This is a genomic window from Roseateles sp. P5_E8, assembly GCF_054177665.1.
Genome location: NZ_JBGCUM010000019.1, coordinates 46,491 through 73,469, shown reverse-complemented (window position 1 = coordinate 73,469; position 26,979 = coordinate 46,491). Strand labels below are relative to the sequence as shown.

Annotated in this window: 22 protein-coding genes; 10 read left to right on the top strand and 12 right to left on the bottom strand. The window is 67.4% G+C overall.

Going from position 1 to position 26,979, the window contains the following annotated elements; translation table 11 throughout:
- Position 1: 1 nt before the first annotated feature.
- The 7 genes from ACXRVZ_RS13620 to ACXRVZ_RS13590 all read right to left on the bottom strand — a co-directional run bounded on the left by ACXRVZ_RS13620 (position 2) and on the right by ACXRVZ_RS13590 (position 9,351).
- Positions 2-3,289: an efflux RND transporter permease subunit gene (locus ACXRVZ_RS13620; protein WP_458232477.1), complete on the bottom strand. Its 3,288-nt coding sequence runs from the start codon at positions 3,287-3,289 to the stop codon at positions 2-4.
- Between the two features lie 18 nt (positions 3,290-3,307).
- Positions 3,308-4,498: an efflux RND transporter periplasmic adaptor subunit gene (locus ACXRVZ_RS13615; RefSeq protein ID WP_457420058.1), complete on the bottom strand. Its 1,191-nt coding sequence runs from the start codon at positions 4,496-4,498 to the stop codon at positions 3,308-3,310.
- 165 nt (positions 4,499-4,663) lie between these two features.
- A complete protein-coding gene (locus tag ACXRVZ_RS13610) occupies positions 4,664-6,211 on the bottom strand; it encodes a peptide MFS transporter (RefSeq protein ID WP_457420056.1) in 1,548 nt (515 codons plus the stop codon).
- A 132-nt stretch (positions 6,212-6,343) separates the two neighbouring features.
- Positions 6,344-6,889: a L,D-transpeptidase gene (locus ACXRVZ_RS13605; RefSeq protein WP_457420054.1), complete on the bottom strand. Its 546-nt coding sequence runs from the start codon at positions 6,887-6,889 to the stop codon at positions 6,344-6,346.
- Between the two features lie 162 nt (positions 6,890-7,051).
- The gene (locus ACXRVZ_RS13600; RefSeq protein WP_457420052.1) at positions 7,052-7,888 is read right to left on the bottom strand and encodes a hypothetical protein; all 837 of its coding nucleotides are present in this window, start codon (positions 7,886-7,888) and stop codon (positions 7,052-7,054) included.
- Between the two features lie 35 nt (positions 7,889-7,923).
- Entirely contained in the window at positions 7,924-8,319 is a 396-nt protein-coding gene (locus ACXRVZ_RS13595) for a hypothetical protein (RefSeq protein WP_457420050.1), read from the bottom strand.
- Positions 8,320-8,559: 240 nt separating this feature from the next.
- A complete protein-coding gene (locus ACXRVZ_RS13590) occupies positions 8,560-9,351 on the bottom strand; it encodes an exodeoxyribonuclease III (RefSeq protein ID WP_457420048.1) in 792 nt (263 codons plus the stop codon).
- Between the two features lie 181 nt (positions 9,352-9,532).
- Here ACXRVZ_RS13590 and ACXRVZ_RS13585 point away from each other — a divergent pair, with 181 nt between their 5' ends.
- The 3 genes from ACXRVZ_RS13585 (at position 9,533) to ACXRVZ_RS13575 (ending at position 13,451) form a co-directional block, all read left to right on the top strand.
- The gene (locus ACXRVZ_RS13585; protein ID WP_457420046.1) at positions 9,533-11,857 is read left to right on the top strand and encodes a TonB-dependent receptor; all 2,325 of its coding nucleotides are present in this window, start codon (positions 9,533-9,535) and stop codon (positions 11,855-11,857) included.
- 239 nt (positions 11,858-12,096) lie between these two features.
- Positions 12,097-12,765: an orotate phosphoribosyltransferase gene (gene pyrE / locus ACXRVZ_RS13580; RefSeq protein WP_457420044.1), complete on the top strand. Its 669-nt coding sequence runs from the start codon at positions 12,097-12,099 to the stop codon at positions 12,763-12,765.
- Complete coding sequence (locus ACXRVZ_RS13575; protein ID WP_457420042.1) at positions 12,765-13,451, top strand: hypothetical protein; 687 nt, start codon at positions 12,765-12,767, stop codon at positions 13,449-13,451. The genes pyrE and ACXRVZ_RS13575 overlap by 1 nt, the downstream gene beginning before the upstream one ends.
- A gap of 33 nt (positions 13,452-13,484) precedes the next feature.
- Here ACXRVZ_RS13575 and gatB read toward each other — a convergent pair whose 3' ends face one another.
- From gatB to gatC, 3 genes are read right to left on the bottom strand one after another with little or no spacing between them, the layout of a single operon-like run.
- Entirely contained in the window at positions 13,485-14,933 is a 1,449-nt protein-coding gene (gene gatB, locus ACXRVZ_RS13570) for an Asp-tRNA(Asn)/Glu-tRNA(Gln) amidotransferase subunit GatB (RefSeq protein ID WP_457420040.1), read from the bottom strand.
- Positions 14,934-14,935: 2 nt separating this feature from the next.
- Positions 14,936-16,423, bottom strand: coding sequence for an Asp-tRNA(Asn)/Glu-tRNA(Gln) amidotransferase subunit GatA (gatA, locus tag ACXRVZ_RS13565; protein ID WP_457420038.1), 1,488 nt, complete (start codon positions 16,421-16,423; stop codon positions 14,936-14,938).
- Complete coding sequence (gene gatC / locus ACXRVZ_RS13560; protein WP_457420036.1) at positions 16,420-16,719, bottom strand: Asp-tRNA(Asn)/Glu-tRNA(Gln) amidotransferase subunit GatC; 300 nt, start codon at positions 16,717-16,719, stop codon at positions 16,420-16,422. The genes gatA and gatC overlap by 4 nt, the downstream gene beginning before the upstream one ends.
- A 479-nt stretch (positions 16,720-17,198) precedes the next feature.
- Between gatC and ACXRVZ_RS13555 the strand changes: the two genes are divergently transcribed.
- The 5 genes from ACXRVZ_RS13555 to rodA are packed head-to-tail and all read left to right on the top strand — an operon-like array spanning position 17,199 to position 22,931.
- A complete protein-coding gene (locus ACXRVZ_RS13555; RefSeq protein ID WP_348009276.1) occupies positions 17,199-18,242 on the top strand; it encodes a rod shape-determining protein in 1,044 nt (347 codons plus the stop codon).
- Between the two features lie 26 nt (positions 18,243-18,268).
- On the top strand, positions 18,269-19,261 hold the full coding sequence (mreC, locus tag ACXRVZ_RS13550; RefSeq protein WP_457420034.1) for a rod shape-determining protein MreC: 993 nt from the start codon (positions 18,269-18,271) through the stop codon (positions 19,259-19,261).
- Complete coding sequence (gene mreD, locus ACXRVZ_RS13545; protein WP_457420032.1) at positions 19,258-19,779, top strand: rod shape-determining protein MreD; 522 nt, start codon at positions 19,258-19,260, stop codon at positions 19,777-19,779. The genes mreC and mreD overlap by 4 nt, the downstream gene beginning before the upstream one ends.
- A 6-nt stretch (positions 19,780-19,785) precedes the next feature.
- Positions 19,786-21,780, top strand: coding sequence for a penicillin-binding protein 2 (gene mrdA, locus ACXRVZ_RS13540; RefSeq protein WP_457420030.1), 1,995 nt, complete (start codon positions 19,786-19,788; stop codon positions 21,778-21,780).
- Positions 21,777-22,931, top strand: a complete 1,155-nt coding sequence (rodA, locus tag ACXRVZ_RS13535) for a rod shape-determining protein RodA (RefSeq protein WP_457420028.1) — start codon at positions 21,777-21,779, stop codon at positions 22,929-22,931. Before mrdA ends, rodA begins: the two co-directional genes overlap by 4 nt.
- Before the next feature lie 144 nt (positions 22,932-23,075).
- On the opposite strand, the gene ACXRVZ_RS13530 is transcribed toward rodA, so the two are convergent.
- A complete protein-coding gene (locus ACXRVZ_RS13530; RefSeq protein WP_457420026.1) occupies positions 23,076-24,587 on the bottom strand; it encodes a sensor histidine kinase in 1,512 nt (503 codons plus the stop codon).
- Entirely contained in the window at positions 24,588-25,259 is a 672-nt protein-coding gene (locus tag ACXRVZ_RS13525) for a response regulator (RefSeq protein ID WP_457420024.1), read from the bottom strand. It abuts the gene before it with no gap.
- Between the two features lie 151 nt (positions 25,260-25,410).
- Here ACXRVZ_RS13525 and recA point away from each other — a divergent pair, with 151 nt between their 5' ends.
- Positions 25,411-26,448, top strand: a complete 1,038-nt coding sequence (gene recA, locus ACXRVZ_RS13520; RefSeq protein WP_457420022.1) for a recombinase RecA — start codon at positions 25,411-25,413, stop codon at positions 26,446-26,448.
- Between the two features lie 19 nt (positions 26,449-26,467).
- A complete protein-coding gene (locus ACXRVZ_RS13515; protein ID WP_457420020.1) occupies positions 26,468-26,977 on the top strand; it encodes a regulatory protein RecX in 510 nt (169 codons plus the stop codon).
- Positions 26,978-26,979: the final 2 nt, after the last annotated feature.

The window sequence follows — 26,979 nt, the reverse complement described above, 5'->3', positions numbered from 1 at the left end:
GTCAGTGGCCCTTCGTGTTCGTGGGTTCATCGTCGATGCCTGGATGGAAGGCATGGGCCGAGGCCTCGACCTGGGCGCGCAGCGCGGCGGCGCGGGCACGGCGCTTCTCGGTGCCCTTGCGCAGCAGGCTGTAGAAGACCGGCGTCAGGAAGATGCCGAACAGCGTCACGCCCAGCATGCCGGCGAACACCGCGATGCCCATCGCACGGCGCATCTCGCTGCCAGCACCGCTGCCGAGGATGAGCGGGATGACGCCGGCGCAGAAGGCGATGGACGTCATCAGGATGGGGCGCAGCCGCAGGCGGCAGGCCTCGATGACGGCGTCGGTGACCGACTTGCCGCGCTCTTCCAGCTCCTTGGCGAACTCGACGATCAGGATGGCGTTCTTGCACGCCAGGCCGACGAGCACGACCAGCGCCACCTGCGTGAAGATGTTCAAGTCACCGCTCTGCCCGAATGGCGGGAAGTGCGACAGCCACACGCCGAACAGCGCTGACAGGATGCACATCGGCACGATCAGGATGATGGCCAGCGGCAGACTCCAGCTCTCGTACTGCGCGGCCAGCACGAGCACGACGAGCAGCACCGAGAACGMCAGCACCGCCGCCAGCGTGGGCACCTCGATGTTAAGCACCGGCACCTTGACGTTGCGGGTCAGGCGGTCCTGGTAGCTCAGGTCGGTGAACTCGTAGCCGAAGCCGCGCGGCAGCGTCTTCAGGATGCGCTCGATCTCGGCCTCAGCCTGGCCCGACGAGAAGCCGGGCTTGGGCGCGCCGTTGATGTCCGCCGACGGGAAGCCGTTGTAGCGCGTCACGCGGGTCGGGCCGAAGGTCGGCTCGACGGTCATCAGCGAGCCCAGCGGCACCATCTCGCCCGTACCGTTGCGGGTCTTGAGCTGCACGACGTCCTCGGCCTTGGCACGGAAGGGCGCGTCGGCCTGCACGATGACCTGGTACGTCTTGCCGAACCTGGTGAAGTCGTTGACGTAGAGCGAGCCGAGGTTGATCTGCAGCGTGTCGTAGATGGAGCCCAGCGGCACGCCCATCTGCTTGGCCTTGGTGCGGTCGACGTTGGCGAACAACTGCGGCACGTTGATGTCGTAGTTGGAATACGGCGTGCCGATGGTCGTGTTGGGGTTGCCGTAGATCTGGCCCAGCGAGCCCCAGGTCGCACCGTACAAGGCCTGTTCGCCCTGGCTGCTGCGGTCCTGCACCTGGATCTTGAAGCCGCCGGCGATGCCCAGACCGTCCACGGGCGGCGGCGGCACGACGAACATGCGCGCGCCCTGGATCTGCTGGATGGCGCCGTTGACCTGGCCGAGGATGGCCTCCTTGCTCTTCTCGCGCGAGGTGCGGGCGTCGAAGCCTTCCAGGCCGAAGAAGACGATGCCCTCGTTGGGCGAGGCCGAGAAGCCCGCGACCGACAGGCCGGGGAAGGCCACCGAGTCGACGATGCCGGGTACCTTGAGCGCGATGGCGCTCATCTGGCGGATGACTTCCTCGGTGCGGTCCAGGCTGGAGCCGGCGGGCAGCTGCGCGACGCCGATCAGGTACTGCTTGTCCGGCGCGGGCACGAAGCCGCTGGGGATGCGCGAGAACAGCAGCGCGGTCAGACCCAGCAGGATGGCGTAGACGACGAGGGCAGCGGACTTGCGCTTGAGGATGCCGGTGATACCGCGGCCGTAGTCATCCGAGCGGCGATGGAAGACGCGGTTGAACCAGTGGAAGAAGCGGCCGAAGACCTTGTCCATGCCGCGCGTCAGCGCGTCCTTGGGCGCGTCATGCGGGCGCAGCAGGATGGCGGCGAGCGCCGGCGAGAGCGTCAGCGAGTTGAAGGCCGAGATCACCGTCGAGATGGCGATGGTGACGGCGAACTGCTTGTAGAACTGGCCCGACAGGCCCGGCACCAGCGTCAGGGGGATGAACACCGCGCACAGCACCAGCGCGATGGCGATGATGGGGCCCGAGACCTCCTGCATCGCCTTGACGGTGGCCGCATGCGGCGTGAGACCGTCCTGGATGTTGCGCTCGACGTTCTCGACCACGACGATGGCATCGTCCACGACGATGCCGATGGCCAGCACGAGACCGAACAGCGTCAGCGTGTTGATGGAGAAGCCCAGCAGCAGCAGCACGGCGAAGGTGCCGATGATGGACACCGGCACGGCCACCAGCGGAATGATGGAGGCACGCCAGGTCTGCAAGAAGATGATGACGACCAGCACGACCAGGCCGACGGCCTCGAACAGCGTGTGCACGACCTTCTCGATGGAGGTCTGCACGAAGCGCGTCGGGTCGTAGACGATGGCGTAGTCCACCCCGGCGGGGAAGCTGGGCTTGAGCTTCTCCATCGTCGCGCGCACGTTGTCCGAGATGGCCAGCGCGTTGGAGCCCGGCGCCTGGAAGATGGCGATGGCGGCGGCTTCCTTGTTGTTCAGCAGGCTGCGCAGCGCATAGGTGTTGGCGCTGATCTCGACGCGGCCCACGTCCTTCACCCGCACCATGGCGCCCGTCTTGGGTTCGCTGCGGATGATGATGTTGCCGAACTCTTCCTCGCTGGCCAGGCGGCCCTGGGCATTGATGGAGAGCTGGAAGTCCGTGCCCTTGGGCGCCGGCGACGCGCCGACGACGCCGGCCGCGACCTGCGTGTTCTGCTCGCGGATGGCGCCGACGACGTCGGCGGCGGTCAGGTTGCGGCCGGCCAGCTTCTGCGGGTCCAGCCAGATGCGCATGGCGTAGTCGCCGGCGCCGAAGGACAGCACCGAGCCCATGCCGGGCACGCGCAGCAGGTCGTCACGCACGTTGAGCGTGCCGTAGTTGCGCAGGTAGAGCGCGTCGCGCGAGTTGTCCGGGCTGACCAGGTGGACCACCATGGTCAGGTTGGACGCGGCCTTCTCGGTCGTCACGCCGATGGTGCGGACGATGTCGGGCAGGCGCGGCAGCGCGCGGTTGATGCGGTTCTGCACCGCCGTCTCGGCGGCTTCCGGGTGCGTGCCGATCTTGAACGTGACGGTCAGCGTCATGCCGCCGTCGCCGGTGGCCTGGCTCTCGAAATAGAGCACGTTCTCGAGGCCGTTGATCTGCTCCTCGAGCGGCGTGGCCACCGTCTCGGCGATGACGCGCGGGTTGGCGCCGGGGTACTGGGCGCGCACGACGACCTGCGGCGGCGCGACCTCGGGGTACTCCGAGACCGGCAGCAGCGGGATTGCCAGCGCACCGAGCAGGAAGATGAAGAGGGACAGCACCGTCGCGAAGCGCGGCCTGTCGATGAAGAAGCGTGAGATGTCCATGACAGCGGCCGCCTTGGTTTACTTGGAGGCGGCGGAGGCCGGGGCAGCGGCAGGCGCGGCGCCCGGAGCGGCAGCCGGGATCGGCATGCCCTTGTCGTCGACCTTGAGCACCTGCGGCGTGACCGGTGCGCCGGGGAAGGCGCGCAGCAGACCGTCGACGATGACCAGTTCGCCCGGCTTGACGCCGTCGACGACACGCATGCCGTCGACCAGGGCACCCGGGTTCACGGGGCGGGGCTGGACGATGTTGTTGGGGCCGACGATGAGGATGATCTTGTGCGTCTGGTCGGTCGTGATGGCGCGGTCGGGCACGACGACGCCGGTGTAGCTGCCGCTGCCGCCCAGCTTGACGCGGGCATACAGGCCGGGCGTGAATTGACCCCCCTTGTTGTCGAACACCGCGCGGGCGCGGATGGACGCCGTGGCCGGGTTCAGCCGGTTGTCGACGAAGTCCAGCTTGCCGGTGTGCGGGAAGCCCTGCTCGTTGGACAGGCCCAGCTGCACCACGGTCGAGACCGGCTTGGCCGAGCGCATGTACTTGAGATAGGTCGCCTCGCTGGCGTCGAAGTAGGCGTAGACCTTGTCGCTGGAGACGATGGTCGTCAGCACCGCGTCGCCCTGGCCGACGAGGTTGCCTGGCGTCACGTTGGCGCGCGAGGTGCGGCCGCTGACGGGCGCCGTCACGTTGGCGTATTCCACATTGAGTCTTGCCTGCACGAGAGCGGCTTCAGCACCCTTCTGGTTGGCCTCGGCGCTGCGCAGCGATGAGCGCAGCTGGTCGATCTCCTGCTGGCTGACCGCGTTGACGCTGACCAGCTTCTCGGAGCGCGCCAGATCGGTGCGTGCCAGGTCGGCCTGGGTCTTCAGCGCGGCGATCTGCGCCTCGGCGCGCGCCACTTCGGCGCGGAAGGCCCGCGAGTCGATGGTGAACAGCGGGTCCCCCTTGCGCACCAGCTGGCCTTCCTTGAAGCGCACCGCGTCGACGACACCGGCGACACGGGCACGCACATCAACGGTGTCGGGCGCCTCCAGGCGGGCGGTGAACTCGTCGAACTCCTGCACCTCGCGCTGCGTGGCCGGCGCCACCGACACTGGCGGCGGGCCGCCATGGCCGCCGGGGCCGCCGGCACCGTCCTGCTTCTGGCCGCAGGCGGCGAGCAGAACGGCAAGGAGAGAGGTCAAGGGCAGCGCCAGGCTGGACTTTTTCATGGGGGGCTCCGAGTGCAAGCGCGCGACTGTAGCCAGATCAAACTAAGCCTGACTCCCCCCAACTGGAAACCCTTCCAGTCTGCTGACATAACTTGTCACCAGCGCTGAACTGTGAACAAAAACGAAAAAGCCGCCCGAAGGCGGCTTGCCGGGCGGCGGATGCCGTCAGTGGACGCCATGCATCCACTTCTTCATCAGCGGCGTCATCGCCATCAGCACGAGGCCAGCGGCGATGGGGATGATGGTGAAGATCAGGAAGAACACGGACATCGAGTAGGTCGTGGAGATCTGGTCGATGTAGGAACCCGTGGAGCCGGCGATCTTGTTGGCGATGGCCGAGTTCAGGAACCAGACGCCGAACATCAGGCCCAGCAGGCGCGCGGGTGCCAGCTTGGAGATGTAGCTCAGGCCGACCGGCGACAGGCACAGCTCGCCCATGGTGTGGAAGAGGTAGGCCAGCGTCAGGAACATCATGCTGACCTGGGCCGTCTTGGCGCCCTGCGGGATGCCAGCCGAGCCATAGGACAGCACGGCGAAGCCCAGGCCCAGCAGCACCAGGCCGACGCCGAACTTGACCGGGCCCGACGGGTTCCACTTGTCCTCCCACAGCTTGGAGAACATCGGCGCCAGCACGACGATGAAGAAGCTGTTCAGCACGCCGAACCAGGTGGCGGGCACCTCGCTCTGCTCCATCGCGAACTCGCGGCCGAGCATCCACAGGCACAGGCCCCAGATGACGGCGAACGCGACCGCCAGCGACAGATTGGCCAGCGCGTACTGGCCGCCGGTCGAGCGGTAGAGCTTGAACAGCAGCCACGACAGGATGGCCGCCGGCACCAGCGTCATCGCGGTGTTGACGAGCTTGAAGACGAAGCCGCTGGTACCCACCAGCGTGCGGTCGGTGTAGTCGGCCGCGAAGATGGTCATGGACCCGCCGGCCTGCTCGAAGGCGAACCAGAAGAAGATCGTGAAGAAGGAGAACACGAAGATCGCCTTCAGGCGGTCGGCCACGATGTGCTTGGGCGTGGTGTCCGCAGCTTCGCGCACCACCCTGGCGGCGGCGTCTATCTTTTCGCCGACGGCGCCGAACAGGCCTTGGCTGAGCCAGAACTGGATGGCGCCCAGGATCATGAAGAAGCCGGCCAGGCCGAAGCCGAGGTTCCAGGACACCTTCTCGCCGATGTAGCCGCACAGCGAGATGCCGAAGAAGGCGCCCGCGTTGACGCCCATGTAGAACAGCGTGTAGCCGCCGTCACGCGCGCCTTCGTTGTCCTTGCCGTAGAGCTGGCCGACGATGGCCGAGATGTTGGGCTTGAACAGGCCCGTGCCGATGACCACCAGACCCAGGCCGATGTAGAAGCTGGTCACCGTGTCCATGAACAGCGCCACGTGGCCGGCGGCGATGATGAAGCCGCCCAGCAGCACCGAGCGCCGCGTGCCCAGCAGGCGGTCGGCGATGTAGCCGCCCAGGATGGGTGTCAGGTAGACAAGGCCGGTGTACCAGCCGTAGAGGTTGGTCGCCTCGGCGCGGGTCCAGCCCCAGCCGCCCTTGCTGGCTTCGGTCACCAGGAACAGCACGAGCAGCGCCCGCATGCCGTAGTAGGAGAAGCGCTCCCACATCTCCGTGAAGAACAGGACGAAGAGCTGGTTGGGCTGCCCGAGGATGGCGGGCGGGGTCGCGGCGGGATGGGCTGCGGTGGGGGTGTGAGTCACGTCGTTCGTTCCAGGTGGACCCGATAGGGCGGTCGAAGCGGGCGATAACCCGCAGCACAGGACGGGAATTGTCCTGCCCTGGGACGCAGTTTCCGAGCCGGCCGACCCTCGGGATTGCCCTGGGGAGCCGCCTTAGGGCGCTGCCGCGCGCGCGTTGCCGCCGCTGGCGACCATCAGCGGGTCGCGCTCGGGCAGGATGTAGACGAGGCTGGGGCCCTTGCCCAGCGTCGGCAGCACGACCTCGTCGAAGAAGGCCGGGTCGACGACGACGCAGCCGAGCGTGATGCGGTGGTCCTGCGCGTTGCCCGACGCCAGGCGCTCCTCGCGGCGCTGGGCGGCTGACACCGGGCGCAGGCGGTGGATGGCGAGGTTGGTGTCGTAGTTGAACCAGACCACGCGCTCGCCGCTCAGGTTGCGGCCCGGCACCGCCTCGAAGCGGCCCGCCGGCGTGACTCGCTCATGCGATTGGAGGGCGCTGGGCGCCTTGCCGCGTGCGCTGGCCGGTTCGGTGTCGCCGGGCGTCAGGCCCAGCAGTGCGGCGGTGTGACCGATGAGGCGGCCATCGGCGGCGTAAACCGACAGCATCGCCCGACGCTTGTCAACGATGGCGAAGGGCCGGCCATCCTGCGCGTCATGCGCCACGGGCCGGGCGGCGACCTCAGCCGCCGCAGGCACCATTGAAATGACGCCCAAAGTTGTAACAACGCCCGTGATGCCGGCCCTGATCCGGCTTGCCCAACTGCTGCCCACTCGCTGCCCCGCTGTACTTGGGTAGCGCGACCTCGCACCAGCCCGACAGGCAGTCTAAAAAAGCAGACGCTCGGCGCACAGCCGAGGACTTCACGGTTTTGCGTTGTTACTTTTTCCTGTAGACGCTTGCGCCAGAACTTGCGGCGCTGCGGCGGCAGCCGGGAAGAAGGCGGTGAGCGTCTGCCGCTCAGGCAGCACGTAGACGATGCCCCGGCCCTGGCCGATTTGCGGCCAGACGGTCTCGTCGAAGAAAGCCACCGGCACGTTGATGCAGCCCCAGCTGATGCGGTTGTCGGCCGCCGTCGGCGTGGCCAGGCGCTCCAGCCGGCGCTCCTTGGGGTTGGTGGCGCGCACGCGGTGCATGGAGACGGCGGCGTCGTAGTCGACCCACACCACGTCGTGGCCCAGCGAATTGCGGCCGGGCTCTGACTGGAATCGTCCCGCCGGCGTGGTGCGCTCGTGGGGTTTGACGTCCGCAATCGCCTTGTTGCCGATGCCGGCCACGGTCTGGTCGCCCGCCGCGTAGCCCAGCAGCACGGGGCTGGTGCCGATCAGGTGGCCGCGGGCGGCGAAGACATAGACCTGGGCACGGCGCTTGTCGACGATGGCGAAGGCGCGGGTGCCGTTGTCGGCCTCGCGGACTGCCCACGCTGCGACCTGTGTGACGTCGGCGGGCGCCTTGACGGCGCCGAAGTCGAGTCGGCGCTCAACAGCAGGAAGCGCGGGCGCGGCGGCAGGCGATGCCGCGACGACGGCCGGATGCGATGTGGGCGCCGGTGCGCCCCCCCGCTGGACGCGGGAGCCAGAAAAGGCATAGAGAAGGGCCAGAACGACAGCGGCAACCGCCGCGCCCTGGCCCAGGCCGACGAGGATGTCGCGCCGCTTTGCGGCGGCGGCGTCATCCTCGGGGGGCGATCCGAAACGCATGGTCAGTGACGGAAACGCTCGGCCTGAAAACCGACTCAGTTGCGGTCGGAGCGGGGGGCCGGCTCTTGGCTGGTGCTGGTGTCAGTCGACGGCGTGATCGACGTGCTGTTGTCGACGGTGCTGCTCGTGGTCGCCGTGTTGTTCAGGGGCGCCTGCGTGGCCGGCGTCGCTTGGGAGTTGGCATCGCTGGACTGTGCGTTGTCAACCGGCGGCGGATTGGTGGCCGCGCTTTCCTGCGGCATCGCGGCAGAGTTGTCGGTCAGCTGCACCGCATTCGGGTCCGCTGGCGTTTGCTCGCTGAGCGGGGTGCCTGCAGCCGTCGTCGTGCTGGCCTGAGGCGACTGCTCTTCAGTCTGTGCCCAGGCGAAGCTGATGCCGGTCACCAGAGCAACGGCGGTCAGGGAAGTGGTGAGAGTCTTGATGGTGGACATTTGGAACTCCTTAAAAAAGCGGGACCGGCATCTCCACCGGCTGAAATCCACTCTAAGTTCCCGACCCTGCGCCGGACGTCGGCCCGTCGCCCAAGCCCCTGTAGGACCTTCCCCACCCCCGAAATGACTCGTTACGCCCTACTCACAGGAGCGTGTGGTTTCTAACCTTCAGTAATACGAAAGGGCCAGCGCTCACCTGGCCACGGCCTCATTCGCGGGAGGCGACGCCTCACGGGCGCATCAGAGCGTGAAGTCGTAGTCGATGGTCAGCGGCGCGTGGTCGCTGAAGAGCTGACCGGTGTAGATGGCCTCGGTCTTCGCCAGCGCGGCGATGCCGGGCGTGGCCAGGTGGTAGTCCAGCCGCCACCCCACGTTGTTGGCGCGCGCCGCGCCACGGTTGCTCCACCAGGTGTACTGCTCGGCACGGTCGTTCAGCGTGCGGAAGACGTCGACCAGGCCGCCGCCTTGCGTCAGGTCGAACAGCCGCGTCAGCCAGGCGCGCTCCTCGGGCAGGAAACCGCTGTTCTTCTGGTTGCCGCGCCAGTTCTTCAGGTCGATTTCCTTGTGCGCGATGTTCACGTCGGCGACCAGGATGAACTCGCGCTCGGCCTTCAGCGCCATCAGATGCGGGTACATCGCGGCCAGGAAGCGGTACTTGACCTGCTGGCGCTCTTCCCCGCTGGTGCCGCTGGGGAAGTAGACGCTGATGAGGCTGAGCTTGCGGCCGGGCTTGTCGAAACGCTTCTCGACCCAGCGGCCCTCACCGTCGAATTCCGCAATCCCTAAGCCGGTGATGACGTCGCTCGGCTCCTCTTTCGTGTACAGGCCGACGCCGGAATAGCCCTTCTTCTCGGCGTAATGGAAGTGGCCTTCGAGCCGGTCGCAACTGCGGAATTTCGCCTCCACGACATCGGCCTGCGCCTTGAGCTCCTGCACCCCGACAGCGTCCGCCTGCTGGCGGTCGAGCCACTCGAAAAATCCCTTGCTGGCGGCGGAGCGGACGCCGTTGAGATTAGCGGTGATGAAGCGCATGGAGGAGATCGGCCGGGAGCTGTGTTTCTTCAGTATCGCAGTGCAGCAAACGCACAACAGCGCCGCGCGCCGTCATCACGAAACGGTCATGTGATCTTTACTATTTCGTAGCAATCAGAGGCATCACAAGTGCCCGTCCTGCCCTTCCCGCTCGTCTACCCGCCAAACCCGAGGATTTCTCATGCCGTATCACCGCATTTCGCCGACGCTGCTCGCTCTAGCGTTGGGCGTGGCCTTTCCGATGCAGGCCGCCGTCGCGCAGACCGCCGCCGAGCCCGAGGCCAAGAAGGACGTGAACCAGCTCCAGGCCGTCATCGTCACCGGCAGCCGGCGCGCCGAGGACCTGAAGGACGTCTCGCTGTCCATCTCGGCCATCAAGTCCGAGGAGCTGGACACCTACAACGCCAGCGGCCAGGACATCCGCGCCTTATCTGGCAAGGTGCCCAGCCTGAACATCGAATCCGATTACGGCCGCACCTTCCCGCGCTTCTATGTGCGCGGCTTCGGCAATACCGACTTCGACATGAACGCGTCCCAGCCGGTGGGCCTGGTCTATGACGATGTCGTGCAGGAAAGCATTGCGCTCAAGGGCTTCCCGGTGTTCGACATGGAACAGGTCGAACTGCTGCGCGGCCCGCAGGGCACGCTGTTTGGTCGCAATTCACCGGCCGGCGTCATGAAGTTCGACTCGGTCAAGCCGGGCAAGCGCTTCGAGGGCTACGCCAACATCGGCTTCGGCCGCTGGAATTCCGTCAACCTGGAGACCGCCGTCAACGTGCCGGTCAGCAGCGACCTGCAGCTGCGCGTGGCCGGCCTCGTGCAGCGCCAGAGCGACCGCGTGCACAACCCCATCGCCGCGACGGCCGGCGCCACCGCCGACCTGGAGGGCTACAACGACAAGGCGCTGCGCGTGCAGGCCCTCTACAAGAGCGGCAACTTCGAGGGTCTTTTCAAGGTTCAGGCGCGTGACTTCAAGGGCACAGCCACGACCTTCCGCGCCAACATCTCCAAGCGCGGCACCAACGACCTCGTCGACGGCTATGACGACAGCTTCTACCCCACCGACGGCTACAACTCGCAAACGCTGAAGTCCAGCGAGGTCAGCGCCCGCCTGCGCTGGGACTTCGATGGCGTGTCGCTCTACTCCATCACCGCCCACGACCGCGCCAAGTTCTACAGCCGCGGCGACGTGGATGGCGGCTTCGGCTGCCGCTTCTGCAGCATCACCGACGGCCCCAGCTACCCCGGCCAGCCGGCGCTGATCCCGTTCGACGCCCAGACCGCCGACGGCATCCCCACGCTGCGCCAGACGACGCAGGAGTTCCGCCTGCAGTCCAACACCAACGACCCGACGCAGTGGATCGCGGGCCTGTATTACTTCAACGAGAAGCTGCAGGTGGACAGCTTCAACTTCGACACCTTCGCCGCCGGCGACCCGCAGAACGGCTATGCCGTACAGCACCAGAACGCCAAGTCCTGGGCCGCCTTCGGCAACGTGAAGTTCGCCATCACGCCTGCCCTCAAGCTCACCGCCGGCCTGCGCTACACCAACGACAAGAAGGACTTCGACGCCTCGCGCACCTCGCACCCCACGCTGCCCAACATCGCGGTGGTGACCACCCACCCCAAGGCGACGAACTGGAGCTGGGACCTGGGCGCCAACTACAGCCTGGACAAGGCCACCAGCCTGTTCGCCCGCGTGGCCACTGGCTACCGCGCGCCGTCCATCCAGGGCCGTGTGCTGTTCTTCGACGCCTCCGCCGTGCCCGCCGGCACCTCGCCGATCTCGGTGGCCAATTCCGAGAAGGTGCTGTCCGTCGAGGCCGGCTTCAAGGCCGACCTGCTGGACAACACGGCCCGCGTCACCGGCACGGTGTTCAAGTACCGCGTCAAGGACATGCAGCTGACCGCCGGCAGCGGCAGCATCAACCAGAACCGCCTGCTCAACGCCGCCAAGGCCGAGGGCCAGGGCTTCGAGCTCGACGCCCAGGCCATCATTGCGCGCGACTGGCGCACGACGCTGGGCTTCTCCTACAACGACACCAAGATCAAGGACGCCAACCTGTTCGTCTCGCCCTGCGGCAACGCCAATTTCCAGTTCCTGCAAGCCAACACCGGCTGCACGGTGACCGACCCGGCGGGCCCGAACGGCACCGTCAGCGCCAACGGCAACCCGCTGCCGCGCGCGCCCAAGGTCGTCTGGAACTGGACGCTGAAGTACAGCACCCAGCTCGGCAACGGCGAGTTGAGCGTGCTGACCGACTGGGCCTACAAGGACAAATACAACATGTTCCTGTACGAAGCCGTCGAATACCGCGCCAAGTCGGCACTGGAAGGCGGCCTGCGCGTCGGCTACGGCTGGGACAACGGCAAGTACGAGGTGGCCGCGTTCTCACGCAACATCACCAACCACCGCCAGATCGTCGCCGCCATCGACTTCGACAACCTGACCGGCATCGTCAACGAACCGCGCAGCTACGGGGTGCAGTTCAAGGCGAGTTTCTAGTCATTGAGGGATGGACCTGCCTGTGTACTCACGGGCAGCTCCGTCCCCAACTGATCAAGCGGGTTGGTGCGGGACAGACCTGGCCATGTACTCATGGACTGCTCTGTCCTCACCTGATTCAGCGGGTTCTTAGCGGGACCCAAATGATTCCGCTGAATTCAGCTCCGGTGTAAACGTGCACAGGCCTGGCCCGTTCTAGGGGTCAGGCCTCTTTTTTTGACCCATAGAATCTTTGGCACATGTCAAGCGCCGTTGCCGACCCACTCGCCCAGTCCTTTGTCGCCTTTGCCGTCCAGGCCGGCGTGTTGCGCTTCGGTGAGTTCAAGACCAAGGCCGGCCGGCTCAGCCCCTACTTCTTCAACGCCGGCCTGTTCGACGACGGCGCCAAGCTGGGCCGCCTGGCCGGCTTCTACGCCGAGCGCCTGATCGCGTCGGGTCTTGCCTTCGACATGATCTTCGGCCCGGCCTACAAGGGCATCACGCTCGCGGCGGCCGTCTCCATGGAGCTGGCGCGGCGCGGCCATAACGTGCCATTCGCCTACAACCGCAAGGAAGCCAAGGACCACGGTGAAGGCGGCACCCTGGTCGGCGCGCCGGTCCAGGGTCGCGTGCTCATCATCGACGACGTCATCTCCGCCGGCACCTCGGTGCGCGAGTCCATCCAGATGATCGAAGCTGCAGGTGCCAAGCCTTGCGGCGTGGCCATCGCGCTGGACCGCCAGGAGAAGGCGGCCGAGGGCGGCGTCGACAGCCCGCTATCTGCCGTGCAGCAGGTGCAACAGCGCTACGGCCTGCCGGTCGTCGCCATCGCCGGCCTCGCCGACCTGCTGGCCTACCTCGACGGCGCCCCAGAAGTCGCCGCCCACCGCCCGGCCGTGCTAGCCTACCGCGAGCGTTACGGGGTCTGATGCGCACGCTGACCGTCGCTGCCGCGGCCCTGCTGTCCGCCTTGTCCGCCCAGGCCCAGGACGCGGCGGCGGGCAAGGGCATCTACACCTGCACGACGGCCGATGGCCGCAAGCTGACCAGCGACCGCCCCATCCCCGAATGCACGTCGCGCGAGCAGCGCGTGCTGAACGCCGACGGCTCGCAGCGCACGACGCTGCCGCCCTTCCTCAGCCCTGAAGAGCGCGCCATCAAGGACGCGGCCGACCGCCGCGCCGCCGCCGACCGTCTCGCCCAGCTCGACGCCATCCGCCGCGACCGCACGCTGATGCAGCGCTACCCGACCGAGGCGGCCCACCAGCGCGCCCGCAACACAGCGCTGGACGACGCCAACAAGGCCATGCGCATCTCCGAGCGTCGCATCAAGGACCTCGGGCAAGAGCGCAAGCCGCTGGTCGACGAGGCCGAGTTCTACAAGGGCCGGCCGTTGCCGGGCAAGCTCAAGCAGTCGCTGGACGCCAACGACGCCGGTGTCGAGGCGCAGCAGCAGCTCATCGAGAACCAGAAGGCCGAGATCGTGCGCATCAACGCCCGCTTCGACGCCGAGCTGGCACGGCTGCGCAAACTCTGGGCCGGCGCGACGCCGGGCTCCATGCCGCCGCTGAACGAGCTGCCCAAGTCGACGCCGCTGACGACGCCCAAGCGCTGAAGCCTTCTTTCAGCTTCAGGTTTGCCCTCGGTTCTAGCCGAGCTTTTTCTTCAGCAGTTCATTGACCAGCGCCGGGTTGGCCTTGCCCTTGGTCGCCTTCATCGCCTGGCCGACCAGCGCGTTGAAGGCCTTGTCCTTGCCGGCGCGGAACTCGTCGACCGACTTGGGGTTGGCGGCCAGCACCTCGTCGAGGATGGCCTCGATGGCGCCGGTGTCGCTGACCTGCTTCAGGCCCTTGGCTTCGATGACGGCGTCCACGTCCGTGGCCTCGCCCGACCACAGCACCTCGAACACCTGCCGGGCGGCGTTGTTTGAGATGGTGCCGTCGGTGATGCGCGCAATCAGCTGACCAAGCAGCGCCGGGCCGACCGGTGCGGCGTCGATCTCGCCGTCTTCCGAGTTCAACCGCCGCGAAATCTCGCCCATCACCCAGTTCGCCACCAGCTTGGGCGCCGCACCGGTGGCCTTGGCAGCCTCGTAGTAGCGCGCCGTCGCCAGGCTCTGCGTCATCATCGTCGCGTCATAGGCCGGCAGGCCGTCCACGCTTTCGAAGCGCGCCGCCATCACGCGCGGCAGCTCGGGCATCTCGCCACGCACCCGCTCCACCCACTCCGGCGCGATCACCAGCGGCGGCAGGTCGGGATCGGGGAAGTAGCGGTAGTCGGCCGAGTCTTCCTTGCTGCGCATCGCGCGGGTCTCGCCCGTGTCCGGGTTGAACAGGATCGTGGCCTGCTGGATCTTGCGGCCGTCCTCGATCTCGTCGATCTGCCAGTTGACCTCGTAGTCCACCGCCTGCAAAAGGAAGCGGAAGCTGTTGAGGTTCTTGATCTCGCGGCGCGTGCCGTAGGGCTCGCCGGGCTTGCGCACCGACACGTTGACGTCGCAGCGGAACGAACCTTCCTGCATGTTGCCGTCGCAGATGCCCAGCCACATCACCAGCGCGTGCAGCGTCTTGGCGTACTCGGCGGCTTCGGCGCCCGAGCGCATGTCGGGCTCGGAGACGATTTCCAGCAGCGGCGTGCCGGCGCGGTTCAGGTCGATGCCCGACTGGCCGTGATAGTCCTCGTGCAGGCTCTTGCCCGCGTCCTCTTCCAAGTGGGCACGGGTCAGGTTGACCTTGTGCTTCACGTCGCCAACGAAAAACTCGACCGAGCCGCCCTGCACGACCGGGATCTCGAACTGGCTGATCTGGTAGCCCTTGGGCAGGTCAGGGTAGAAATAGTTCTTGCGCGCGAAGATGGACAGCGGCGCCACCTTGGCGCCGACGGCCAGGCCAAAGCGGATGGCGCGCTCGACGGCAGCGCGGTTCAGCACCGGTAGCGTGCCGGGCAGGGCCAGGTCCACCGGCGAGGCCTGGGTGTTGGGCGCCGCGCCGAAGGCGGTGGAGCTGCCGCTGAAGATCTTGCTCTGCGTGGAGAGCTGGACGTGGTTTTCGAGGCCGATAACGACCTCATAACCGCGGATGAGTTTGGAAGTAGGCATGTTCAGAATCCTGCAGGCGCGGCGAGGTGCCAGTCGGTCGCCTGCTGAAGCGCGTGGGCGGCGTGCAGCAACTGCCCTTCCTTGAAGTAGTTGCCAATCAGCTGCAAGCCAACGGGCATGCCGCCGTCGCCGAGGCCCACCGGCACGCTCATGCCGGGCAGGCCGGCCAGCGAGCCGGGCAGCGTGAAGATGTCGGCGAGGTAGGCCTGCGTCGGGTTGTCCTTGCCCTCGCCATGCTTCCAGGCGACGGTCGGCGCCACCGGGCCGGCGATCAGATCGCATTGCGCGAAGCACTGCTGGAAGTCGTCCGCGATCATGCGGCGCAGTTTTTGCGCCTGCAGGTAATAGGCGTCGTAGTAGCCGTGCGACAGCACATAGCTGCCGATCATGATCCGGCGCTTCACCTCGGGGCCGAAGCCCTCGGCGCGCGTCTTCTTGTACATATCAAGAAGATCGTCGTACTTGGCTGCGCGATGGCCGAACTTGACGCCGTCGAAGCGACTCAGGTTGGAGCTCGCCTCGGCCGGGGCAATGATGTAGTAGACGGGAATGGCCAGCTCGGTGCGCGGCAGGCTGACGTCCACGAGCGTGGCGCCCAGCTTTTCCAGTTCAGCCAGACCGGCGCGCACGGCGGCATTCACGTCGGCGGACAGACCGGCCGGGAAGAACTCCTTCGGCAGGCCGATACGCAGCCCCTTAAGCGGCTGAGCTGCCGTCGCGCCCTCGCGCGCCGCGAGCATCTGCGCGTAAAAGTCCTGTGGCGGCTGCTGCACGCTGGTCGCGTCGCGCTCGTCGAAGCCGCTCATGCTGGACAGCAGCAGCGCGCAGTCCTCGGCCGAGCGGGCCATGGGACCGGCTTGGTCCAGGCTCGATGCGAAGGCGATCATTCCGTAGCGCGAGCACACGCCATACGTCGGCTTGATACCGGTGATCCCGGTGAAGCTGGCCGGCTGCCGAATCGAGCCGCCGGTGTCGGTGCCGGTCGTGGCCGGCACCAGGCGCGCGGCCACGGCCACCGCCGAGCCGCCGGACGAACCGCCGGGCACGCGGCCAAGGTCCCAGGGGTTGTGGGCCGGGCCGTAAGCGCTGTTCTCGTTGGCCGAGCCCATCGCGAACTCGTCGCAGTTCAGCTTGCCCAGGGAAACCGTGCCGGCGGCGTTCAGCTTGGCGACCACGGTGGCGTCGAAAGGGCTGCGGTAGCCGGCCAGGATCTTGGAGCCGGCCGTCGTCGGCATGTCGGCCGTGACGTAGATGTCCTTGTGGGCGATGGGCACGCCGGTCAACGGGCCGGCGTTGCCGGCGGCCAGCACCGCATCGGCGGCGTCAGCACGGGTCAGCGCGCCGTCTGTATCGACGTGCAGGAAAGCGCCCAGGCTGGCGTGGGCGGCAATGCGGTCCAGCAGGCCTTGCGTGGCCTCGCGGCTGGAGACGGCACGGCTTTTCAGCGCGGTGGCCAGCTCGGCCACGCCCATGTCGTGAACGGGCTTCATTCGATGACCTTGGGAACGAGGAAGAGGCCGTCCTCGACGGCCGGGGCGCTGCGCTGGTTGGCTTCGCGCTGGTTGCTCTCGGTGACCGCGTCCTCGCGCAGGCGCAGGGCCACCTCTTGCACGGCCGACAGCGGCGTGTACAGCGGCTCGACGCCGGCGGTGTCGACGGCGCTCATCTGGTCCACGATCTTGAAGAAGTCGTTCAGGTTGCCCAGCAGCGCCTCGGACTCCGCAGGTTGCAGTTCCAGCCGGGCCAGATGGGCGATGCGGCTCACGTCATCGGGGGTGAGGCTCATGGGGGTCGTTTTCAGGTGTAAGGATTGAGCCAGAAAGCCGGGGCCTGGTAACACGATGGCAACGGGCCGCGTTGGGGCCAAAAGGGCCGCGAGCAAGGCGCAAACCGCAGCCGGGTTGGGTACCCGGCGAGGATTTGCAACGCCGCGCGCGGTCCTTTTGACCCCAACCCTCCGGGAAGGTCCTTGGCAAGCAGCCACTCGGCGTTGCACCGCTTGCCCGCACGCGAGTGCGGGCGGCGCGCTGCGCCTTGATTGGCTGCTTGCCAAGGGCCTTCGCGACCCATTGCCATCGTGTTACCAGGCCCACATTGGCGGGCTCAAAACGAAGGGGTTCGGTTATTATCGCCGTCCATCTTCATGGCCTTCGGGGCTGCCCCTTCAGCGACAGATTTCGTCGCTGTCCGGGCGGCCTCGCTGCTTTAAGCACACCCCATTTTCAGAGCCGCGCCCCGCTGGCGAGGCTCCTTCCGCGCCCACCCATGTTCGCCTCCCTGCGCCGCTATTTCTCCACCGACCTCGCCATCGACCTCGGCACCGCCAACACCCTGATTTACGTGCGTGGCAAGGGCATCGTCCTCGACGAGCCCTCGGTGGTTTCCATCCGCCACGAGGGCGGCCCCAACGGCAAGAAGACCATCCAGGCCGTCGGCCGCGAGGCCAAGGCCATGCTGGGCAAGGTGCCCGGCAACATCGAGGCCATCCGGCCGATGAAAGACGGCGTGATTGCCGACTTCACTGTCACTGAGCAGATGCTCAAGCAGTTCATCAAGATGGTCCACGACTCGAAGACCTTCAAGCCGAGCCCGAGGATCATCATCTGCGTGCCCTGCGGCTCGACCCAGGTGGAGCGCCGTGCCATCCGCGAATCGGCGCTCGGTGCTGGCGCGTCGGAGGTCTACCTGATCGAGGAACCCATGGCCGCCGCGATCGGCGCCGGTCTGCCGGTCTCCGAAGCCTCGGGCTCCATGGTCGTCGACATCGGCGGCGGCACCACCGAGGTCGGCGTCATCTCGCTGGGCGGCATGGTCTACAAGGGCTCGGTCCGCGTCGGCGGCGACAAGTTCGACGAAGCCATCATCAACTACATCCGCCGCAACTACGGCATGCTGATCGGCGAGCCCACGGCCGAGTCGATCAAGAAGAACATCGGCAGCGCCTTCCCCGGCTCCGAGGTCAAGGAGATGGAGGTCAAGGGCCGCAACCTCTCTGAAGGCGTGCCGCGCAGCTTCACGATCTCGTCCAACGAGATCCTGGAAGCGCTGACCGACCCGCTCAACCAGATCGTCTCCGCCGTGAAGAACGCGTTGGAGCAGACGCCGCCCGAGCTGGGCGCCGACATCGCCGAGCGCGGCATGATGCTGACCGGCGGCGGCGCCCTGCTGCGCGACCTGGACCGCCTTCTGGGCGAGGAAACCGGCCTGCCGGTGCTGGTGGCCGAAGACCCGCTGACCTGCGTCGTGCGCGGTTGCGGCATGGCCCTGGAACGCATGGAGCGCCTCGGCTCCATCTTCACGTCGGAATAAGCCTCTCTTAACGCGCCGCGCGCGCCATGCCCTTCGGCACCCTAGACCGCTCCCCACCGCCGTTCTTCCGCCAGGGTCCGTCGGCGCTGACCAAGCTCGTGCTGTGTTCGGCGCTGGCCCTGGTGATGATGGTGGCTGACGCCCGCTTCAAGCTGATGCAGCCGGCCCGCGCCGCGCTCGCCCTCGTCCTGCAGCCCGTGCAGCGGCTGATGCAGACGCCGGTGGACACGTGGGAGACCGCAGGCGACTACCTGCGCGGCACCAAGCGCGCGATGGCGGCGGAAGACCAGGCCAGGCGCCAACTGGCCGAGCAGGCCGAGCGCCTGTCGCGCGCCGAAGCGCTGCAGACCGAGAACGCGCGCCTGCGCAAGCTGCTGGACCTGCGCCCCGCGGCGGCGGTGCCGTCCCTGTCCGCCGAGGTGCTGTTCGAGGCGCCCGACCCCTTCTCGCGCCGCGTCGTCATCGACCGGGGCGCGACGCAGGGCGTGGCGGCCGGCTCGCCCGTCATCAACGAGAGTGGCGTGCTGGGCCAAGTGACGCGCGTCTACCCGCTGTCCGCCGAGGTGACGCTGTTGACCGACAAGGACGCCGCCATCCCGCTGCTGAACGCGCGCACGCAGATGCGCAACGCCGCCGCCGGCCGCGCCGACGGCAGCGGCATGGAGCTGCGCTTCCTGGCCGCCAACGCCGACGTGAAGGTGGGCGACCTGATGACGACCTCCGGCCTGGACGGCGTCTACCCGCCGGGCCTGCCGGTGGCCAAGGTCACGGTGGTCGACCGCCGCGCCGACTCCAGCTTCGCCCAGGTGCTGCTGGCGCCCATCGCCCAGCCCGACAGCGCCCGCCATGTGCTGGTGCTGCAGCCCATGGACCGGCATCTCGCAGCCAAGCAGGAGGCCGAGGTGGCGACGGCGGCCGAAGCGGCCTTGACCGCCGAGGCCAAGGCTGCCGCCCGCGCGGTGAAGAAGGAAGAACGCGCCGCGAAGGCCGCCGCCAAGGCTTCGGGGGCGACGCCATGATCATGCCGCGCGCAGCTGAAAAGCTGCTGCTCCCCGCCAACCCCTGGTTCATCGCCTTCACGCTGATCGTCGCGCTGATGATCGACATGGTGCCGGTAGGCCGCGTCGCCGCCATGCCGGACGTGCTGGCCGTCGTGCTGGTGTTCTGGGGCGTGCACCAGCCCAGGCGCATCGGCGTGCTGTGGGCCTTCGTGTTCGGCCTGCTCATCGACGTGCATGACGGCGCTCTGCTGGGCCAGCATGCGCTGTCCTATAGCGGACTGAGCTTCGGCGCGATCATGCTGCACCGCCGCCTGCCATGGTTCAGCGTCGGCGCCCAGGCCATCCAGGTGCTGCCGCTGTTCTTCGCCGCCCATGTGCTGGCGCTGATCGTGCGGATGATCGTCGGCGGCATGTGGCCGGGCTGGGGCGTGCTGCTGGCGCCGGTGTTCGAGGCCGCGCTGTGGCCCATCGCCAGCATGCTGCTGCTGGCCCCGCAGCGCCGCGCGCCGGACCGCGACGCGCACAGGCCCCTGTAAACCCAAGTGGTCGTCCTCAAGAACCTCCACCAGGAGCTGTCCCGCTTCCGGCTGCGCGTGCTGGCGGCGGGCGCGTTCGTGCTGTTCTGCTTCGGCCTGCTGGTGCTGCGCCTGGTGTGGCTGCAAGTCTGGCAGTACGACAGCTTTGCCGAGCGGGCCGAGTCCAACCGCATCGCCGTCGTGCCCATCGTGCCCAACCGCGGCCTCATCAAGGACCGCAACGGCGTCGTGCTGGCCAGCAACTACTCGGCCTACACGCTGGAGATCAACCCCGACAAGGTCAACAGCCTGGACGCCACCATCGAGGCGCTGGGCGAAGTGCTGGAGATCCAACCGCGCGACAAGCGCCGCTTCAAGCGGCTGCTGGAAGAGGCCAAGCACACCGACTCCCTGCCCATCCGAACCAAGCTGACCGACGAGGAGGTGGCTCGCTTCACGGCCCAGCGCTATCGCTTCCCCGGCGTCGAGATCAAGGCGCGGCTGTTCCGCTCCTACCCGCTGGGCGACATCGGCGCCCATCTGATCGGCTACATCGGCCGCATCAACCAGGCCGAGAAGAAGGCCATGGACGATTGGGAGGAGGAAGACCTCGCCAACTACCGCGGCACCGAGTACATCGGCAAGCTGGGCCTGGAGCAGGCCTACGAGAAGGAGTTGCACGGCGCAACCGGCTTCGAGCAGGTCGAGACCAGCGCCGGTGGCCGTGCCGTGCGCCGGCTGGACCACAAGCCGCCCACGCCCGGCAACACGCTGAACCTGTCCATCGACATCAAGCTGCAGGCGCTGGTGGAGCGGCTCTATGGCGAACGTCGTGGCGCGCTGGTGGCCATCGACCCGCGCAACGGCGAGGTGCTGGCCTTCGTGTCCAAGCCGACCTTCGACCCCAATCTGTTTGTCGACGGCATCGACGCCGACTCCTGGCGCGACCTCAACGAGGACATCGACAAGCCGCTGCTGAACCGGGCCTTGCGCGGCACCTACCCGCCGGGTTCGACCTTCAAGCCGCTGATGGCCATGGCCGCGCTGAACAGCGGCAAGCGCGCGCCGGGCACCATCGTCATGGACAACCTGGTCTACAGCTTCGGCGGCCGCAACTTCGGCAGCCCCGAGACGGACCGGGCCGGCCCAAAGGACATGCGCCTGGCCATCGTGTCCTCGTCCAACGTCTACTTCTACAGCCTGGCCAACGAGATGGGCGTGGACCTCATCCACGACCAGCTGCTGCCCTTCGGCCTGGGCCGCAAGACCGAGATCGACGTGCAGGGCGAGGTCACCGGCGTCCTGCCCTCGCAGGAGTGGAAGCGCCGCTACTTCTCCAAGAGCCCGGCGAATCAGAAGTGGTTCCCCGGCGAGACCATCTCGCTGGGCATCGGCCAGGGCTACAACAACTTCACCATGCTGCAGATGGCCAACGCCTACTCGACCATCGCCTCAGGCGGCCAGCGCTACAGGCCGCGCCTGGTGCGCGAGATCGAGGACGTCGTGCGCCACGAGCAGCGCCGCGTGGCCAGCGACGCGCTGGAGCCGCTGCCGCTCAAGCCGGCCGACGTCGCCATCATCCAGAACGCGATGAACGGCGTGACGCTTGAGGGAACCTCGCGCCTGGCCTTCCTGAACGCGCCCTACCAGAGCGGCGGCAAGACCGGCACCGCCCAGGCCATCGGCCTGAGGGCCGGCGAGAAGTACAGCAACATCAAGGCAGACGAGCGCAAGCGCGACCACTCGCTCTACGTCGCCTTCGCACCCGTCGACAACCCGACCGTGGCGTTGGCCGTCATCGTCGAGAACGCCGGCTATGGCTCGATGTCGGCCGCGCCCATCGCGCGCCGCGTGTTCGACTACCTGCTCGCCGGCGTCTACCCCAGCGAAGAAGACATCGCCAAGACGCAGCTGGGCCAGACCTTCGCGCCCATCGGCGTGCCGCGCAAGGCGGCCGACGTGCCGCTGCTGCCACCCGCTGCAGCGGCGGCCTCCGCACCCGCATCAGGAGCCTCGCGATGACCGTCATCGAGCGCCCACCGCTGATGAGCCGGCTGCGGCCCTGGCTGATCGGCTTCGACATCCCGCTGCTGCTTGCCGTGCTGTGGATGTGCGGCTGGGGCCTGCTGTGCATGTACTCGGCCGGTTATGACCACGGCACCCGCTTCGTCGACCATGGCCGCAACATGGCTCTGGCGCTGGGCCTGATGTTCATCGTCGCCCAGGTGCCGCCGCAGAAGCTGATGGCGCTGGCCATCCCGCTGTACACGCTGGGCCTGGCCCTGCTGATCGCGACCGCCCTGTTCGGCGTCACCAAGAAGGGCGCGATGCGCTGGCTCAACATCGGCATCACGCAGATCCAGCCGTCCGAGCTGCTCAAGCTCGCCACGCCGCTGATGCTGGCTTGGTGGTTCCAGAAGCGCGAGGGCATCCTGCGCTGGCCGGACTTCGTCGCCGCCTTCGCGCTGCTGCTGCTGCCCTTCTTCCTGATCGCCAAGCAGCCCGACCTCGGCACCGGCATCCTGGTGCTGGCTGCGGGCCTGTACGTGATCTTCTTCGCCGGCCTGCCGTGGAAGCTGATCGTCCCCGCCATGTTGCTGGCGGCGGCGGCGGCCACGACGCTGGTGCTCAGCGAGGACAAGATCTGCCAGCCCGACGTGACCTGGCCGGTGCTCAAGCCGTACCAGAAGCACCGCATCTGCACGCTGCTGGATCCGTCCAAGGACCCGCTCGGCAAGGGCTTCCACATCATCCAGGGCGAGATCGCCATCGGTTCCGGTGGCCTGACCGGCAAGGGCTTCATGAAGGGCACGCAAACCCACCTGGAGTTCATCCCCGAACGCACCACCGACTTCATCTTCGCGGCCTTCGGCGAGGAGTTCGGCCTGTTCGGCGCGCTGTCCCTGCTGGCCGGCTTCACGGCGCTGATCCTGCGCGGTTTGATGATCGCCTCCGACGCGCCGACGCTGTTCACGCGGCTGATGGCCGGCGCGGTGACGCTGTCCTTCTTCACCTACGTCTTCGTCAACATGGGCATGGTCAGCGGCATCCTGCCGGTCGTCGGCGTGCCCCTGCCCTTCGTCAGCTATGGCGGCACGGCGATGGTGACGCTGGGGCTGAGCCTTGGCCTGCTGATGTCGATCGCCCGCGTCAAGAAGCTGGTGAAGACCTGAGGAAAGGGCTGAGCGAGCCCACGACCGCCGCACATCCCTGGCTCGGGCGGTCTGCGGCGTTGCAAATCCTCGCCATAGCCCGCTATGGCTGTGGTTTGCGCCTTGCATCCCATCCCGATATCAGGGCGTGCACCGGCCGCGCGCTCACTCGGCCCCTTCCGCCGCCGGCTCGGCCGGGAAACGGATCGTGAACCGCGCGCCCGGGCCCTGCCCGTCCGGCGACTCCCCGCCCGCTGCGCGGCGCAGGCGCGTGTCGTCCAGCGTCAGCTCGGCCTCGTGCTGCTGCACGATCTCCCTGACGATGGCCAGGCCCAGGCCTGAGCCCTCCGCACCGCTGCCCAGCGAGCGGTAGAACGGCTGGAAGACCTTCTCCCGCTCCGCCGGAGCGATGCCCGGCCCGGTGTCCTCCACCTGCAGCACGACGACCTGGCCGAACGGGTCCTCCACGACACGCACCGTCACCAGCCCACCCGCCGGCGTGTAGAGCAGCGCGTTGTCGACCAGATTGCGGATCAGCTCGCCTATCAGCACCGGCTGCCCCTGCACGCGCAGCCGGCCGTCTTCCGGTACGACGCCGTCGTAGCCGAGGTCGATGCGCCGCTCCAGCGCGCGCGGCACGAAGTCGCGCACCGTGTCGACGGCGACTTCGGCCAGGTTGACCGGCTCGCGCCGCATGGCCTGCTCGGCGTCCTCGGCCCGCGCCATCGACAGCAGCTGGTTGACCATGTGGGCCGCCCGCTCGCTGGCCTTGGCGATGTGCCCGAGGGAGCGCTTCAACTCCTCGGGCGAGGCGCGGCCGGCGTCGATCTCGCGCTGGATCAGCTCGGCCTGCGTGCGCAGCCCCGCCAGCGGCGTCTTCAGCTGGTGCGCCGCGTCTGCCAGGAAATGCTTCTGCCGGCTCATCGACGAATCCAGTCGCGCCAGCAGGTCGTTGATGGCCTGCACCAGCGGCGCCACTTCGTCGGGCACACGCTGCTCGTCGATGGGGGACAGGTCTGAACTCTCGCGCGAACGGATGCGCCGCTGCAGCTCGTTCAGCGGCGCGATGCCACGCGCCAGCGCCAGCCATACCAGCAGCACGGCCAGCGGCAGGATGACGAACTGCGGCAGGATGACGCCCTTGATGATCTCGTTCGTCAGCCGCCCACGCTTGCCCAGCGTCTCGGCCACCTGCACCAGCATGGTCTTGGCCTGCCCGGCCTGGCCCTCGGGTGCGACCCAGAGGTAGGCGACCCGCACGGCATCCGCGCCCACCTCGTCATCGCGGAAGTGCAGCTCCCAGGGCACGATGGGGCTGTCTTCCGTGGGCACCGGCAGCGTCGCGTCGCCGCTAAGCAGCTCGCCGCGCAGGCCCAGCACTTGATAAAAGACGGTGTCCGAGGCGTCCACCCGCAGCAGCGCCGCCGCCTCGGGTGCCAGGGCATAGCGGTCCCGGCTGCGGGCCGGCGCCTCAGGCGCAGCCACCTGCTGCCCGAGGCTGCGCGCCATCTCGCCCAGCTCCCGGTCGTAGGGCCTGCTGGCAATGCCCTGCGCCACCAGCCAGGTCAGCGCCACGCTGATCGGCCAGATCAGCAGCAGCGGCGCGAGCATCCAGTCGAGGATCTCGCCGAACAGCGAACCCTGCTGCTGCGGGTTGGCGCCGTCCTTGGTCGGCATCTAGGAGGCGATCTTTTCCAGGCAGTAGCCAAGACCACGCACCGTCGCGATACGGATCGGCCCCTGCTCGATCTTCTTGCGCAGCCGGTGGATGTAGACCTCGATGGCGTTGTTCGAGACCTCCTCGCCCCACTCGCACAGGCGCTCGACGAGCTGGTCCTTGCTGACCAAGCGCCCCGCGCGCTGCAGCAGCACCTCCAGCAGCGACAGCTCGCGCGCCGACAGCTCCAGCATCTGCTCGTTGATGTAGGCCACGCGGCCGGTCGCATCAAACGTCAGCGGCCCATGCTTGATGACGCTGCTGGCCGTGCCCAAACCGCGCCGCGTCAACGCCCGCACGCGCGCCTCCAGCTCCTGCAGCGAGAAGGGCTTGGCCATGTAGTCGTCGGCGCCCAGGTCCAGCCCCTTGACGCGTTGCTCGACGCTGTCGGCCGCCGTCAGGATCAGCACCGGCATCGTCGAGCCGCGCGCGCGCAGCTTGCGCAACACCTCCAGCCCGTGCAGGCGCGGCAGGCCGAGATCCAGGATCACGAGATCGAACTCATGCGTCGCCAGCGCCGAGTCGGCCTCCGTGCCGCTGCTGACGCGGTCCACCGCATAGCCCGACGCACGCAGCGCACGCAGCAGACCATCGGCCAGCACTTGGTCATCTTCGGCAATCAGGATGCGCATCGTCTTGTCTCCGCCGCCGATGTTAGGCGCTGCCTAACTGGCTCACGCCATGAGCCACCCGGCCGCTAGCATGCTCATCAATCCTGGGGACAAACCACTGTACAAACATACAGATTGCCCCATAATTCACTCACTGCATTTGGAGACCCGCATGGACGCCCCCGTCAAAGCCCTGAACACCGAAAAAGCCAAGGCCCTGCAAGCCGCCCTCGCCCAGATCGAGAAGCAGTTCGGCAAGGGCTCCATCATGCGTCTCGGTGAAGGCGAGGTCATCGAAGACATCCAGGTCGTCTCCACCGGCTCCCTGGGCCTGGACATCGCCCTGGGCGTCGGCGGCCTGCCGCGCGGCCGCGTCGTCGAGATCTACGGCCCTGAATCCTCGGGCAAGACGACGCTGACGCTGCAAGTCATCGCCGAGATGCAAAAGCTCGCCGGCACCTGCGCCTTCATCGACGCTGAACACGCGCTCGACATCCAGTACGCCCAGAAGCTCGGCGTCAATCTGCAGGAACTGCTGATCAGCCAGCCCGACACCGGCGAGCAAGCCCTCGAGATCGTCGACGCGCTGGTGCGCTCCGGCTCGGTGGACCTCATCGTCATCGACTCGGTTGCGGCGTTGACGCCCAAGGCCGAACTCGAAGGCGAGATGGGCGACAGCCTGCCCGGCCTGCAGGCCCGCCTGATGAGCCAGGCGCTGCGCAAGTTGACCGCCACGATCAAGAAGACCAACTGCATGGTCATCTTCATCAACCAGATCCGCATGAAGATCGGCGTCATGTTCGGTTCGCCTGAAACGACCACCGGCGGCAACGCGCTGAAGTTCTACGCCTCCGTGCGCCTGGACATCCGCCGCATCGGCTCCATCAAGAAGGGCGAAGAAGTCATCGGCTCCGAGACCAAGGTCAAGGTCGTCAAGAACAAGGTCAGCCCTCCGTTCAAGACCGCCGAATTCGACATCCTCTACGGCGAAGGCATCAGCCGCGAGGGCGAGATCGTCGACATGGGCGTCGTCGCCAAGATCGTCGAGAAGTCTGGTTCCTGGTACGCCTACCAGGGCGAGAAGATCGGCCAGGGCAAGGACAACGCCCGCGAATTCCTGCGCGAGAACCCCGACGTGGCCCTCGAAATCGAGAACAAGATCCGCGAGTCGCTGGGCGTGGCGCTGCTGACCACCGCAGCACCGGAATAAGCCCACGCGGCCGGCCGTCGTGGCGCGCGCGCCCCTGTCGCTGAAGGCTCGGGCCATAGCCCTGCTGGCCCAGCGCGAGCAGAGCCGCGCCGAGTTGCGGCGCAAGCTGCTGCGCATTGAGCAGCAGCAGCGCGCCCGGCTTGCCGCTCAAGCGGGCGGCGAAGGTAGCGACCTGTCCGTCGAAGAAGCGCCCGAGGCGGGCGAGAGCGTCGTCGACGCCCTGCTCGATGCCCTTGCTGCGGCTGGGTACCTCGATGAAACCCGCTTTGTCGAGTCACGCCTGCATCTGCGCGCGCGCCGTTTCGGCGCCCAGCGCATCCAGCAGGAACTGGCCCAGCACGGGCTGAAGCTGGACGCCGAGCAGCAATCAGCGCTGCGCGCGACCGAGCTGGAGCGCGCCCGCGAGGTCTGGCTCAAGCGTTTCGGGGCGGAACCCGCCCGCGACGCCGCCGACCAGGCGCGCCAGACCCGCTTTTTGCTGGCCCGGGGTTTTGCCCCCGAAGTGGTGCGCCGCTTGCTCAGGGCCTAAGG